The following is a 14014-nucleotide window of genomic DNA, read 5'->3' as shown; positions in this document are numbered from 1 at the left end:
CTATCTTTCACTACCGAAATGGTAGACTATCCCCGGCGGCAGGCAACAATGGGGGTCGTTCATGCGCCTGAAACCTGCACTTTTCCTCACCGTATCGCTGCTGTCCCTCGAGGCGCACGCACAGGGCATCGATGGCGCGGCGGCCGAAAGCGCGGCTGTCCGCGACGACATCGTCGTCACCGGCACCCGCTTCGGCGATCGCACCGTCACCACCTCGCCGGTGCCGATCGATTCCCTGCGCGGCGAGGATCTGCGCGCTTCGGGCTATCAGGAAACCACCGAGGTGCTGCGCCAGCTCGCGCCATCCTTCGCCTTCGCCACGCCGACCACGCCGGACGGCAACACCCAGATCCATTCGGCCTCGCTGCGCGGCCTTTCGCCGGATGAGACGCTGGTGCTGGTGAACGGCAAGCGCCTGCACAGCGCCGCCTGGGTGAATACCGGCGGCACGATCGGCAAGGGATCGACGCCCACCGATCTCAACCAGATCCCCGCCGCCGCGATCGGCCGGATCGAAATCCTGCGCGACGGCGCGTCCGCGCAATATGGATCGGATGCGATCGCCGGCGTCGTCAACATCCTGCTGCGCGAGGATACCGCCATCCACGGCACGGCCAGCGCCGGCACCACCTATGACGGCGGCGGCGACACCTATGAATTCTCGCTGGGCGGCGGCGTGAAGCTGGGCGATGACGGCTTCATCAACCTGACGGGCTATTATCGCGACCACAAGGGCGCCAACCGCGCGCTGCCCGATACCCGCCAATTCTATTTCGGCATCTCGCCCACAGGCACGCCGCAGCCGCTTTCGGCGCGCTATGGCGCGGGGATCGGCCTCAACCCGCCGGGCGGCGTGGCCGGCACGACGCTCGATCCGCGCGAGGCGACGGTCGATCGCAATGTCTGGCGCTTCGCCGACGAAGGCGATCTCAAGGATGCCAGCCTGGTCGTGAACCTGAGGAAGCCGCTGGGCGATTCCATCGAGCTTTACGGCTTCGGCGGCTATCGCGAGAGCAAGGCCCATTCCAACGCCTCCTTCCGCCGCCCCGGCCAGGACGAGAATGTCCGCGCCATCTATCCGGACGGGTTCCTGCCCTTCATCGATACCAAGAGCATCGATTATTCGGCCGCCCTCGGCCTGCGTGGCGATCTTTCGGGCTGGGACTGGGATCTGTCTTCCGTCTATGGCGGCAACAGCATCGAATATCGGCCCAACAACACGCTGAACGCGACGCTGGGCACGGACAGTCCCACCAGCTTCTACGCCGGCAAGTTCAGCAACTGGCAATCGACCACGGACCTCACTTTCTCCCGCGATTTCGAGGTCGGCCTCGCCGCCCCCCTGGGCTTGGCCTTCGGCGCGGAGCTGCGATATGACGGCTACAAGATCTCGCCGGGCGAGCCGGCGAGCTATGCCTTCGGCCCGGCCCGCATCCTCGACGGCCCCAATGCCGGGGCGGTGCCGACCATCGGGTCGCAGGGCTTCGCCGGCATCCAGCCGGGCGATGCGGTGGATACGGATCGCCATGCGGTGGGCGCCTTCGTCGAATTGAACAGCGAGCCGGTGAAGGGCTGGCAGGTGAACCTGGCCGGCCGGTATGAGGATTACAGCGATTTCGGCGACACCTGGAACGGCCAGGCCGCGACCCGCATCGAGCTGCCGGCCGGCTTCGCGCTGCGCGGATCGGTGAGCACGGGCTTCCACGCCCCCTCGCTCGCCCAGCAATATTTCAGCTCCACCAGCTCGCGCACCATCGTCAACAACAGCACGGGCTTTCCGGAATTCGTGCTGGTCCGCACCGCGCCGGTCGGCTCGGCGCTGGCCCAGGCGCTCGGCGCGCAGGACCTGAAGCCCGAAAAGTCCACCAGCTTCGGCGGCGGCCTTACCTTCGCGGGCGGCGGGCTCACCGCCTCAGTCGATTATTATCATATCGATATCGACGACCAGATCGCCCTTTCCTCCAATTATGTGGATGCGGCCGGCAGCAGCCGCCTGCGCGACTATCTCGCCTCGATCGGCATTCCCGGCGTGACGAGCGTGCGCTACTTCACCAACGCCATCGATACGCGCACGCAGGGCGTGGACATCACCGCCGCTTATACCGCCAACCTCGATCAATGGGGCTCTCTGCGGCTGACCGGCGCCTATAATTACAACCATGTCCGCCTGCGCCGCGTGGGCGAAACGCCCGGTCAGATCACCGCGCTCGGCATCACCACGCCCTTGTTCGACATCAACGAGCGGGTTCGCATCGAACATGGCCAGCCGCGCGACAAGATCGCGCTCGGCGCGAACTGGTCGATCGGTCCGATCAGCTTTGATGCCCGCACCACCCGCTACGGCCGGGTGGAACAGGTGGCGCTGACCAACCAGTCCCCCGCCAATGTCGCGCTGATCGCGCAGGGCTCCACGCCCTTCCGCACCGTGCCCACCCAGTCGGGCGCGGCCGGCAATGTCGACGTGATCCAGCAGCTCAAGGCCAAATGGGTGACGGATTTCAGCTTCACCGGCCGGGTGACGGAAAATATCAGCGCCACGCTGGGCGCGAACAATATCTTCAACGTCTATCCGACCCGAAACATCGCCTCGACCCCGCAGCTTACCGGGGCCGACACCTTCGGCGTCTTCCCCTATAGCGAATTCTCGCCCTTCGGGTTCAGCGGCGCCTTCTATTATGTCCGGCTGGGGTTCAAATTCTGATGGCTGATATATCCGCACCGAAGATGAGCCGCCGGGGCTGGCTCGCGGCCGGGGGCACCGCTTTGCTGGCCGGCGCGATCGGGCCGGGCGTGGCCGCCGCCGCCCGCCCGGCCGGCGAGCCCATCCGCCTCAACCTCAACGAGAACGCCTACGGCCCCTCGCCGCGCGTGGGCCAGGCGATCGCCGCCCATGCGCAGGGCATCCACCGTTATGTGGACCAAGGCGAGGTGGATGCGCTCACCGCGCAGATCGCGGCGCTGGAACAGGTCCGCCCCGATCAGGTGGTGATCGGCGAGGTGCTGGAGCCGCTCGGCCTCTACCTCGCCCGCCAGCGCGCCAGCGGCGCGGGGGGGAGCGGCGGTATCGTCTATTCCACGCCCGGCTATACGGCGTTGGTGGACGCCGCCGCCCCGCTCGGCGGCGTGGCCGTGGGCGTGCCGCTCAACGCGCGGCTGGAAAACGATCTGCCGGCGCTGGCGCGCGCGGTGGACGATCGCACGCTGGCGGTGAACCTCGTCAATCCGCACAACCCGTCGGGCACCGTCAACGATCGCGATCAGCTGGATCGCTTCATCCGCGAAACCGCGCGGCGGACGCTGGTAGTCATCGACGAAGCCTATCTCGAATATGATGATTTCGCGGCGCAGAGCGCGATCCGCCATGTGCGCGAAGGCGCCAACGTGCTGGTGTTCCGGACGCTCGCCAAGATTTACGGGCTGGCGGGCCTCTCTATCGGCTATGCCGTGGCCCCGGCGCCGCTGGCGGAAGGATTGCGCAAGGCCGGCATCGGCGCGCCGCATTCGCTCAACCGCCTCGCCCTCGCGGCGGCCGGCGCCGCGCTCGAGGATCAGCGCCACATCCAGGACGTCCGCGCCCGCACGCTCGCCGAGCGCGCCCGCCTCACCCGCGCGCTCGACGAGCTGGGCCTGGAACATAGCGACAGCCGCGCCAATTTCGTCTTCTTCAAATCCCCCCGCGCGGCGGCCCTGCGGCAGCATCTCGCCGCCGCCGGCATCGCCATCGCCCGCCCCTTCCCTCCGCTGGACGACTGGATCCGCATCGCCATCGGCCTGCCCCACGAAAACGCCGCCGTCATCGCCGCTCTCCGGGGAGGGTGAGGAGCGGCGTCCTCCTATCGACGCGCCCGAACTCCACGCCGTCTCCGAACCATTTCCGGCGCTCCCGCACAATGAGCCGGCGCCCCGCAGATGCGGTCGCGGCCTATACCCCGGACAGGGCATCCTGAACCTTCGCATAGGGCGCCTCATTCTCGACAGGCGCCAGCCGCGTTCATTATGAATGGGGCATCGAGAGGATTTTCCGATCGATCGAGGTGAAGAGAGAGTGAGGCGGCCAAGCCGGCGCTGGCTCGACACCCTGAGCGGATGAACGCCTGAAGGATCTGCGGGCGGCATCCGGCAACAGACATCATCGCTGCTTTCCGACTGGCTCGCCGGTCCGCTCCGCATGTTCGCCTGTGGACCCGGATATTCGCGCCAATGGAAATGCTCGACCGGTCTCATTGCTCAACAGCCAGGCCAGGAGGTTATCATGTCCAGGAATATCGTGATTATCGGTTCGGGCTTCGCGGGAATGATGGCGGCGCTGGGCGCTTCCCGCCTGCGCCACGAAAAAGGCGTCTCGCCGGACGAACTGGCGATCACCGTCGTGTCGCCGGCGCCGGAAATGGTCATCCGTCCGCGTCTCTACGAGCGCAATCCCGAACAGATGGTCGCCCCTCTCGCCGAATTATTCGCGGCGACCGATATCGACCATCGTCAGGGCAGCGTAGAGACGATCGACAGCGCCGCATCGACGATCACGGTCGTTGGGGCGGACGGTGCCTCGGCCACCCTTCCCTATGACCGGCTGGTTCTCGCGGCGGGCAGCGACGGCTTTGCGCCGCCCATCCCCGGCCTCGCCGAATTCGGCTTCGCCGCCACGCAACTGGACGAGGCGGTCGCGCTCGATCGCCACCTGCACGCACTGGCGGAGAAGCCGGCATCGGCGGCGCGCAATACGGTGGTGGTCGGCGGCGCCGGCTTCACCGGGCTGGAATTCGCGACCGAGATGCCCGGCCGCCTCAGCGAGATACTGGGCGAAGACGCCGATATCCGCGTCATCATCGTCGATCGATCGGAACATGTCGCGCCGGCAATGGGCGCCGAACCTCGGCCCTTCATCGAGGAGCGGCTGCGCGCGCTGGGCGTGGAGACCCGCCTGAACGTCGGCATCGCGGCGCTCGACGAAGGCGGCGTCACGCTGGGCGACGGCGAACGGATCGAAACCTCCACCGTGATCTGGTCCGGCGGCATGCGCGCTTCCCCGCTGACCGCGCAATTGCCCGCCGAACGAGACAATCTGGGCCGCATCGTCGTGGAGCCCGACCTGCGCGTGCCGGAAGCGCCCCATATCTTCGCGACCGGCGATACGGCCAGGGCACGGACCGATGCCGCGGGAAATTATGCGGCCATGTCGTGCCAGCATGCCCGCCGCCTGGGCGCCTTTGCCGGGCATAATGCCGCGGCGGATCTGCTTGGGGAGCCGACGCTCCCTTATGACCAGCCGGTCTATGTGACCTGTCTGGACCTTGGCCCCGACGCGGCGATCTTCACGCGCGGCTGGGACTCCCAGGTCCAGATCACCGGGGCGCAGGCCAAGGCCGTCAAGAAAGAGATCAACGAGGTCTGGATCTACCCCCCGGCCGCCGAACGCACGGCCGCTTATGAGAATGTGCTTGCCGCCCGGACCATCGATTTCTGACGGAGGTGGCTCCGCGGTGAACCGGGCGACGGCGGAGGGAAGCCACTCCGTCGGCCCGGCCTCGGAAGGAGAGTCCGATGTTTCTGGAAAATCAGGATTGGTCGAACAGCGATTGTCTCGCAACCCTATCGACCTACGATTCACGGCTCGACACCAAGGGCTTCGCAGGCATGGCGAAGCCGGTGCAGGCTTCGCTGACCGCGCTGGAACAGGGGGCGGTTGCCCTATCCCTGTTCGATCACCCGTCCAGCATCCGGCCGCCCCGTGCGCTAGCGCGGCTCCTGGGCTGGCTATGCGGCGCCTCTCCCCCGAACCAACTGGCGGACGGGCGGCTGGAGGCGCTGCGGCGCTATTGCATCCTGCTCCGCGAAACGAACGGGGCGCCGGCCATCGAGGAAACCGGCAAGGCCCTGGCGGCGGGATTTTCGGAAAAGGCCCTGAGGGAGGCAGACGAGCTGGTTCAACTCGGCCGAAGGCGCTGATCGCAGGGCATGCGCGTCGCTGGCGTCATGCCCTGCCCTGACGGAGAATGCCGGGAACCGCCTTGCCCCGCATAACGCGGACCAATATAGTCCGCGTTATGGCTCACCTGACTGCCAGCGTGGAATATGGGATTCATTGCCTGCTATGGCTGGCCGGCACTGACGATCAGCCCCGCAGCGGGCGCGACCTTGCCGAATTTCAGGGCATATCCCCCAGCTTCGTGACCAAGATCTTCGGCAAGCTGGGAAAGGCCGGCATCGTTCGGGCCGTCGAGGGGGTGCGCGGCGGTTATCTGCTCGCGCGGGCGCCCGAACAGATCAGCATCCTGCAGATCGTCGATGCGATCGAAGGGGCCAACCCACTGTTCGCCTGCCAGGACATTCGGGGGCGCTGCGCGATTTTCGGCGCCCGGCCGCCGGGATGGGCCACGAACGGCACATGCTCGATCCATGCGGTGATGCTGAAGGCGGAAAAGGCGATGCGGGATATGCTGGCCGCTTATTCGCTCGCCGATATCGGGCAGGCCGTGACCCGCAAGGCGCCCGCCGGCTTTTCCGAAGAGGTGAACGGCTGGTTCGGCGACAGGCTCGACGCGCGCACCCGCAAGGCCGGAGAGGTGACGATATCAGGGGAATGAAGATGACCAGCACCGCCACGGCCGACGAGGCCCCCCTTGTTCTGATCGTCGATGATGACGAGGAGGTGCGGACGGCAATCGAGGAACTGATGCTGTCCGTGGGAATGGAAGCCCACGGCTTCGGATCGACGCGGGATCTGCTCGAATCGTCCCTGCTCCAGCAGGCGTCCTGCCTCGTCCTGGATGTACGGATGCCGGGATCGAGCGGCCTCGACCTCCAGCAGCGGCTGAGCGCCGCCGGAATATCGAGGCCCATCGTCTTCCTCACCGGATATGGTGATATCCCGATGTCGGTGCAGGCGATGAAGGCCGGCGCGATCGATTTCCTGACCAAGCCCGTCAGGGACCAGACCCTGATCGATGCGGTCATCACGGGTGTCGAATGCTACGCAAAGCAGCGGGCGCATGCGCAGGTCATCCAGCAGCATGTCGATCGCTTCGCCACGCTGACGCCGCGCGAAAGCCAGGTGATGAGGGAAGTGGCACGCGGCCGCCTCAACAAGCAGATCGCCTTTGATCTCGGCATCACGGAAATCACGGTCAAGCTCCATCGCAGTAATGTGATGAAGAAGATGCAGGCCTCATCGGTCGGGGAGCTCATCCGCGCGTGGGAAATCCTGCCCGAGGAGCTGCGCCAGAGCCAGCGGGCCTAGGACCAATCGACATTCAGATGATGGCGCGACGAAAATGGTGGTTTTCTGTGACCCGGAGCGCAGCCTACTCAAAGTAGGTGAGCACCGGAAGCGCAGGAAACCGCCATTTGCAGGCCGCCAGGGCTGAATGTCGATTGGCCCTAGACCTTGGTATGGTTACAAAATCCTCCCGATTGAGCGAGACCGGCCTAATCGGCCGAAGGCCGCCCCCTGTGAGGACTGAGCCGCTTGTCCAGAATTCCCATCGTTGCGATCGTGGACGATGACGAAGCTATCCGTGACGCGCTGTCGGACCTGCTGATGCTGGAAGGCTTCGCCTGTCACCCCTTCGAACGGGCATCGGCCTTTCTGGCCGAGGTCGGGCGCGCACCGTTCGATTGCCTGATTACCGACATGCGGATGCCGGGCATGAGCGGCCTCGAGCTTCTGGAGCATCTGCGCGATCTCGGCTCGGATCTGCCCGCCATTGTCCTTACCTCGGTGGTGGACGAACGCACCCGAGCGCGATCGCTGGCGCTCGGCGCGCGCGCGTGGCTCGGCAAGCCGGTCGCCGACGAGGTGCTGCTCGGTCAACTGAGGCTGGCGCTTCGAGACAGGGGCGCCGCCATTCCCCGGGGACCGGCGGAATGATACCCGCCGTGCCGGATGCAGGCGCCGCGAAAGCCGACCTCCATATCGCCGATCTGGCGTCGGAAAGCATCATCGTCTTCGATGCCGTGGACAGGATCCGATATTGGAACCCCGCGTCCGAGGCGCTTTACGGCTGGCCCTCGCTCGGCATGGTCGGCCGGAGCATCGACCATCTGTCCTGGCGATCCGCCGACGAGCGGGATCACTGGCAGCTCCTGCTGCGGGAGGGGGCCTGGCAGGGCAAGGTCAGCCGCCGCACCTTTTCCGGCGATCATGTCGCGGTCGACATCCGCCAATATGCCCGTTTCCACAGTGACGGCACGCTGCGGGACGTCGTGGAATATGGGCAGCGCGCGCCCACGGATGGCGAGCCGGCGAGGCCGGACTGGCATATTCCCGACCGCCTGATGGCGGCAAGCTGGGAAATCGACATAACCGGCGCGCAACCTTCGATTGCCGCGATTGCGGCGGGCGTCGAGGAGGGGCCGGCCGCACGCGAGGCGCGACTGCTATCGCTGGTGGAGGCCAGCCGCGTGATCGAGGTGAATGATCGCGCCGCGCGCCTGGTCGGCGGCAATCGCGGCCCGGCCGTGATGATCGGCCAGTCGGTAGCGGCCTTCTGGCCGATCGAGAGCCGCGCCATATTGGGCGATCTGATCGCCGAGGCCGTCATTGCCGGCGCGACGGGGGCCCCCCACAGGCGGCAGCTCGCCTCCGACGGGATATTGCGCGATCCGGTGGTGACATTGTGGCTGGCGGACACGCCCGGCCGGATATTCGTAGCCGTGAACGGCACGGCCGACGACGACCGGTCCTATCTCTATCTGCGGGCCAGCGAGGCGCGCTATCGCAAGCTCGTCCACTATATGCCGACCGCCCTTTTGCAGGTGGACGCCAGCCATATGGGGAAGATCTACAAGAGGCTCGGGTCCGAAGGCGTCGAGGATTTCGGCAGCTATCTGGACGACCACCCCGAGCTGGTCGAGCATGCGGCCGAAACCGTGGTGGTGACGGACGTCAACCGCAGGGCCGTCGAAATGTTCGGGGGGAACAGCGCGCTCGATCTCATCCGGCCCGTGGGCAATCTGCTCCTCGCCAATCGCACCACGTTGCGCAACGTGATGATCGGCCGTTTCAACAACCAGCCCAGCTATAGCGAGCTCACGAAGGTGCAAACCCTCGACGGAAGGGTCCGGGACGTGCAGCTATCCGTCACCTATCCCATATCGTCGGCAGAGCTGGACGTTACCATCTTCAGCGTGGAGGACGTGACGGCCCGGCTGGAGATGGAAGCCCAGCTACGCCAGTTGCAGGCGGATTTCACGCATGCGGCCCGCATATCCACGCTGGGCGAATTGACGACATCCATCGCGCATGAGGTCAACCAGCCGCTCGCCGCGATCCTCACCAACGCGGAAACCAGCCTGCGCTGGCTTGCGCGTGAGGAACCCAATATCGCCAAGGTCAAGGAATTGACCGCCCGCATCGCCGCCGGCGCCCATCGCGCCAACGATATCGTCCAGCGCATCCGGGGCATGGCGGCCAAGCACCAGCCCGAGCGGGCGGCGCTGGACCTCAACCAGGCCGCGCAGGAATCCATGCTGTTCCTGCGCCATGAGATCGAATCCCGTTCCATCCGGATAACGACCGCCTTTGCCGGGGGATTGCCGATGGTGATCGGCGATCGCATCCAGCTGCAGCAGGTGATCGTCAACCTGCTCATGAACAGCATCCAGGCGCTTGAAGCGGGCAGCGGCGCCGAATGCGCGATCATTCTGGAGACCGGGCTGGACGATGACGGCATCGTGTTTCTCTCCGTCCGCGATACCGGTCCGGGCATAGACTCCGTCAATCTCGAACATGTGTTCGAGGGGTTCTTTACGACGAAGGAAAGCGGGCTGGGGATCGGCCTCGTCATATGCCAGTCGATCATCGTCGCCCATGGCGGCCATATTGCCGCCGCCAACCACCCCGAAGGCGGGGCCGAGTTCCGCTTCACCGTTCCGGGGGCACCGCCTCGCGCCTGAGGGCGGCGAGCCTCGCGCCTCGTCTGCTACCGGCCGGCGGAACCGTTACCGCCTTATGCCTTCCGTCATTCGCCCCGGGTATTCCGGCGCCCCGCACTCCGCATGGGGCGACCTATACCGTGGTAGGGCAGGCCCGATCCTTCGATCCAATCGACCGTGGCCCCACCTGGACCTAGCCTCCTCAATGTCGCGCTCAGGGCGGCGTTCAGGAGGATAGAATCATGAAACTGGACAATATTTCGTCCCTCGGCGGATCGGCATCCGAGGAGCTGGTTCCGTCGCGCTATGCACTGCAGGTCGGCGAAATCGATGTGCTGGTGGTCAGCGACGGCGTGCTGCCCCTGCCGACCGCAACGATGTCCACCAACGTCGATCCGGACGTGCGGGCGGCGTGGTTCAGGGACATGTTCCTGGGGCCGGACGCATTCGACTGGGCATTGAACGTCCTCGTCGTGCGCAGCGGCGATCAGACCATACTCGTCGACGCCGGGCTGGGCGGCCAGTTTTCCGGCTTCCCGCGGGCCGGGCAGTTTCCCAGGCGGCTGGCGGCCGCCGGTATCGATCTCGCCTCGATAACCGACGTGGTGATCACCCACATGCACATGGACCATATCGGCGGGCTGCTCGTCGATGAGGTGAAGAACCGGCTGCGTCCGGACGTGCGGATCCACGTATCGGCCACCGAGGTCGATTTCTGGGGATCTCCCGATTTCGCCCTCACCGCCATGCCGACGCCGGTGCCGGATGTGCTCCGGTCGACCGCGCAGCAGTTCATGAAGGAATATGGCGGCAAACTGCGGATCTTCGAGGAGGAATATGAGGTCGCGCCGGGCGTGCTCGCCTGGCGCACCGGCGGCCATACGCCGGGACACAGCGTCGTCCGCGTGACATCGGGGGGCGAGCGGCTGACCTTCGCCGGGGATGCCATATTCCCCGTCGGCTTCGACCATCCCGACTGGCACAACGGTTTCGAGCATGACCCGGAGGAATCGGTCCGCGTCCGCCTCCGACTTCTGCAGGAAGCGGCCGCGACCGGCGAGCTGCTGGTGGCGACGCATCTGTCGTTCCCGTCCGTGGGACGGGTGGCCATTGACGGCGATGCCTTCCGGTGGGTGCCGGCCATCTGGGACTATTGATCCCGCACCGATCGGGCGGGGACTCGCTGCCCTGCGCGAGTCCCNCCCCCCGCCCGGATCAGCAGATCAATATCCGCATCGCATTCTTCAGCATCTGCTTCTGCGAGGCGGGCGACAGCAGGTTGGGGGAGACGATTTCCGAAATAGCGATGCCCGCCACCGTCGCGATGATGCCGCGATAGAATTGGGTGAGGTTGATGCCCTTGCGCACCTCGTTCTTCCCGAACATCTGTCGCGACGATCCGCCGCAAGGGGACGCTTCGCCCGGAACGCCCATGCGACGGCGGAAGCCCCCGGCCTTGCTGGCAGCGCCGGGCCGGGGGCTTCCATCGCCAGTTGCGCGCGCCGACTGCCCCCGGTCCCCGCCATAGGATCGGGGGCTTCTTTTCCGCCTTGCCGGAAGATCAATCGGAACCGTCGCTTCGGTAAGCCTCATTCCCGATGAAGCCAAAGAATACGCCGCGCTCTTCAAGGTTGCTCACGGACGCCGCGTTCATTACGCACAAGAACTTATCTTCGGGCAATCGCCGTTTCATAAGGGACTTCGCATCCACGGTTAGGAACGTATCGCTGGCAGCGACCAATACCGAACCGGCTTTCACGCCGCAAAACGTCTCAATAGAGCGAGCGAACGAAGCCAATGCTTGCCCCGCTTCGAAGCGAGGAACCGTATCAAGCAAGCCTTTTTCTGAAAGCCAGTTCCGGGCGAATGCTTCACCGGCCTTGCGGGACGATTCGCCGTATATTGGGCCATAGCGGGCTTGCGTTTCGTCGTCATGGAAACCCACGAAATTGCCCGTCTTGGTCGCGTAGGCTGCAACGCATTCTAGCTGTTCATCGCTAACGCTCGCTTCGCCGCGATCAATGGTGATTGCATTGTCTTGAAGCGTATCGTCGTATTCGATGCGGACTTGCCGCGCTTCGAAGCCGCATCGCGAGTTCAGCTTGAACCGCCCGGCGATAGGCGTCTTCCGATGGAACGTCGTTTCCGCCCATGCCCGAAGCCCCTTGCGCTAAAAGTAGGATCGCTAACCCGAAGGAAATCAAAACGCCGTCCCTTTGATTGCGAACACCATAACGCAATCATCGGATACGACGAAGCGACGGATTTTGCCCGTTCAAGCGCCTGCCCGTTGTGGTGATTTTCGTGGTAAGCTGCGGCTGATTGCCACTAAGTTGTTGATTTTATTTATGTAATGGCGGAGCGGGAGTCCGCCAAGACGCTCACATTTAATTCATAAAATCAATAGTTTATGAAATTTGAGTTGGATTTTAACCCACGCCGTAACCCACACATTCCGGCTGGTAGGGGATCAAAATCGAACCTTGCGCACGCCATGTACGCCGCCGTGGCGCACAATATTGACCCGTACGCCACAACGGCGTACAATGATCTTCTTAAAGGAGGTCGCCATGCTGGCACACCACGACGCCACGAGTTCAATAGACGAACGCAGCACCGAACGCATGTCGTTTCGCACCAAGCCGCGCATCAAGGACGCCATCCAGAAAGCCGCTGCGCTTTCAGGCGTGGATGATTCCGTCTTCACGATGAACGCCGCGTATCGTGCCGCGATGGAGACGATCTCGACCCATGAGCACACCACGCTTGCGGTCGTTGATCATGCTGCCTTCTTCGCTGCGCTAGATCGTCCGGCAGCGCCAACCGACAAGCTCCGCGCAGCCTTTGCACGCCACCGAGAGACGATTGAAAGCAAGTGACAGATAGCAAGGCGAATGCTCAATGCATCATTGAGCCGCTCGATCCGTCAAAACACGATCGGGCGGCCTTTTCATGCGCCATCGATCAGGTCGATAATTTCTTCAAACGCACGGCCAACAAACTCGCGCGCGCGGGCAATCTCCGAGTCCACGTCCTTACGGAGCCCGACGGATCGATCATCGGCTTTTACGCTCTCAACGCCCATTCGATCCACTATGCGGACCTACCTGAGAAGTTCAAACGTGACCGACCAGGCCATGGCACGATCCCGGCCGCCTACATTTCCATGATTGGTGTAGACCGCCGCTACCAAGGTCGGGGCTATGGCGGCGACCTTCTCGTTGACTGCCTGCGCCGGATCGCCAGCGCGGCCCAAACCATCGGCATTCGCGTCGTTCTTCTCGACGTTCTCGATTGCGGCGCAGCGGACATAGTAGAACGTCGCACCCAGCTTTACAGCTCCTACGGCTTCACGCCGCTGCCGGGGCACAAGCTCCGAATGTTTCTCCCGCTATCGGATGTGGAAGCCCTAATCACTGAGGAATCATAGAAAGCCGCAGTCGCCGACAAAGCAGTCGATCGTCGTGCCAAGTGCGATTCCCAAAACCCACCGTTCGTTCACGCGGAGTGCCAGGAGGCAGCACTGCGCCCAATTTCAGTCGTTCAGGCGACTTGCCAAGGATCCGGAAAGCGGCCGTTCGTTCAGTCGAGGCTCGGACGGTAGCTATTGGATGGCTAGCGGACGGTAGACCGATCGGGGGCCTTGGGCAAGGAGCGGTCTCCAGAGGAGCTGCAGCGCTGCTACCGCCGAGCGATGGATCGATCAGTCGCCAGCAAGCCATGCCCGCGGAATGAGGTAATCCTGATCTCCGCGCCAGTTCGCAACTTGCTTGATGTTCGCATGCTCTTCCCAGGCAAGGTGGTCAGCATGATCCACCACAATAATCTGCAGCTTGCCTTCGAAGCTGCTATGTGCACGCGCGAGAGCTGCGAAAATGCGCTTGGTACGCGCAAGATCGTCCACAACCCCGTCCGCTTGCTCCGCCGTGTGGGCCCCGGTTTCCGATGCGACTGCCTCGTCAAAGCTATCGCTCGGAAAATACACCTGGGTAGGCTGATCGATGACCAGAAAGGTGGGAACCGGACTTGAGGGTTCGCGCTGCAAAAACACACCATGCAATGCTAGGGTCGGGACCCATAAACAGGATTCCCTTGGCGTCGGGAATGTGATTCATATGTGGACGCCCCCTTGGCAAGGGCA

14 protein-coding genes are annotated in these 14014 nt (G+C 64.3%); 11 read left to right on the top strand and 3 right to left on the bottom strand.

Translation table 11 applies throughout. The features are described 5' to 3' along the window. Positions 1-61: 61 nt before the first annotated feature. The 9 genes from CV103_RS05285 to CV103_RS05245 all read left to right on the top strand — a co-directional run bounded on the left by CV103_RS05285 (position 62) and on the right by CV103_RS05245 (position 11030). Positions 62-2701 carry a TonB-dependent receptor plug domain-containing protein gene (locus CV103_RS05285; RefSeq protein ID WP_107394199.1) on the top strand — a complete coding sequence of 880 codons (2640 nt, stop codon included), beginning with the start codon at positions 62-64 and terminating at the stop codon, positions 2699-2701. Continuing rightward, complete coding sequence (locus CV103_RS05280) at positions 2701-3819, top strand: pyridoxal phosphate-dependent aminotransferase (RefSeq protein ID WP_245896657.1); 1119 nt, start codon at positions 2701-2703, stop codon at positions 3817-3819. The genes CV103_RS05285 and CV103_RS05280 overlap by 1 nt, the downstream gene beginning before the upstream one ends. Positions 3820-4252: 433 nt before the next feature. After that, positions 4253-5464 carry an NAD(P)/FAD-dependent oxidoreductase gene (locus CV103_RS05275; RefSeq protein ID WP_107394198.1) on the top strand — a complete coding sequence of 404 codons (1212 nt, stop codon included), beginning with the start codon at positions 4253-4255 and terminating at the stop codon, positions 5462-5464. Positions 5465-5541: 77 nt separating this feature from the next. After that, complete coding sequence (locus CV103_RS05270; protein WP_107394197.1) at positions 5542-5946, top strand: hypothetical protein; 405 nt, start codon at positions 5542-5544, stop codon at positions 5944-5946. Positions 5947-6044: 98 nt separating this feature from the next. Then, entirely contained in the window at positions 6045-6584 is a 540-nt protein-coding gene (locus tag CV103_RS05265; protein WP_070932964.1) for an RrF2 family transcriptional regulator, read from the top strand. A 2-nt stretch (positions 6585-6586) separates the two neighbouring features. Beyond that, positions 6587-7237: a response regulator transcription factor gene (locus CV103_RS05260; RefSeq protein WP_107394244.1), complete on the top strand. Its 651-nt coding sequence runs from the start codon at positions 6587-6589 to the stop codon at positions 7235-7237. A 228-nt stretch (positions 7238-7465) separates the two neighbouring features. Continuing rightward, positions 7466-7867, top strand: coding sequence for a response regulator transcription factor (locus tag CV103_RS05255; protein ID WP_070932962.1), 402 nt, complete (start codon positions 7466-7468; stop codon positions 7865-7867). A gap of 8 nt (positions 7868-7875) precedes the next feature. After that, complete coding sequence (locus CV103_RS05250; RefSeq protein ID WP_245896656.1) at positions 7876-9894, top strand: ATP-binding protein; 2019 nt, start codon at positions 7876-7878, stop codon at positions 9892-9894. Positions 9895-10115: 221 nt separating this feature from the next. Then, positions 10116-11030: an MBL fold metallo-hydrolase gene (locus tag CV103_RS05245; protein ID WP_107394195.1), complete on the top strand. Its 915-nt coding sequence runs from the start codon at positions 10116-10118 to the stop codon at positions 11028-11030. A 58-nt stretch (positions 11031-11088) separates the two neighbouring features. Here the strand turns inward: CV103_RS05245 and CV103_RS22330 are convergent, their stop codons facing one another. Next, entirely contained in the window at positions 11089-11259 is a 171-nt protein-coding gene (locus tag CV103_RS22330; RefSeq protein WP_170112557.1) for a hypothetical protein, read from the bottom strand. Between the two features lie 175 nt (positions 11260-11434). Further along, positions 11435-11818 (bottom strand): hypothetical protein, encoded by a 384-nt coding sequence (locus CV103_RS22050; RefSeq protein WP_146163378.1) that lies wholly within the window; start codon positions 11816-11818, stop codon positions 11435-11437. A gap of 625 nt (positions 11819-12443) precedes the next feature. On the opposite strand from CV103_RS22050, the gene CV103_RS05235 reads away from it, so the two are divergent. Both CV103_RS05235 and CV103_RS05230 read left to right on the top strand, forming a co-directional pair. After that, positions 12444-12752 (top strand): type II toxin-antitoxin system TacA family antitoxin, encoded by a 309-nt coding sequence (locus tag CV103_RS05235; protein WP_107394243.1) that lies wholly within the window; start codon positions 12444-12446, stop codon positions 12750-12752. Then, positions 12749-13303: a GNAT family N-acetyltransferase gene (locus CV103_RS05230; RefSeq protein WP_107394193.1), complete on the top strand. Its 555-nt coding sequence runs from the start codon at positions 12749-12751 to the stop codon at positions 13301-13303. Before CV103_RS05235 ends, CV103_RS05230 begins: the two co-directional genes overlap by 4 nt. A 273-nt stretch (positions 13304-13576) precedes the next feature. Here the strand turns inward: CV103_RS05230 and CV103_RS05225 are convergent, their stop codons facing one another. Then, positions 13577-13933 carry a DUF3732 domain-containing protein gene (locus CV103_RS05225; protein WP_281258461.1) on the bottom strand — a complete coding sequence of 119 codons (357 nt, stop codon included), beginning with the start codon at positions 13931-13933 and terminating at the stop codon, positions 13577-13579. Between the last annotated feature and the right edge of the window lie 81 nt (positions 13934-14014).

This window comes from Edaphosphingomonas fennica (assembly GCF_003034225.1).
Lineage (GTDB): Bacteria > Pseudomonadota > Alphaproteobacteria > Sphingomonadales > Sphingomonadaceae > Sphingomonas_E > Sphingomonas_E fennica.
Note: the sequence above shows the minus strand (reverse complement) of the source record. Positions and strands in the feature narration are given on the sequence as shown.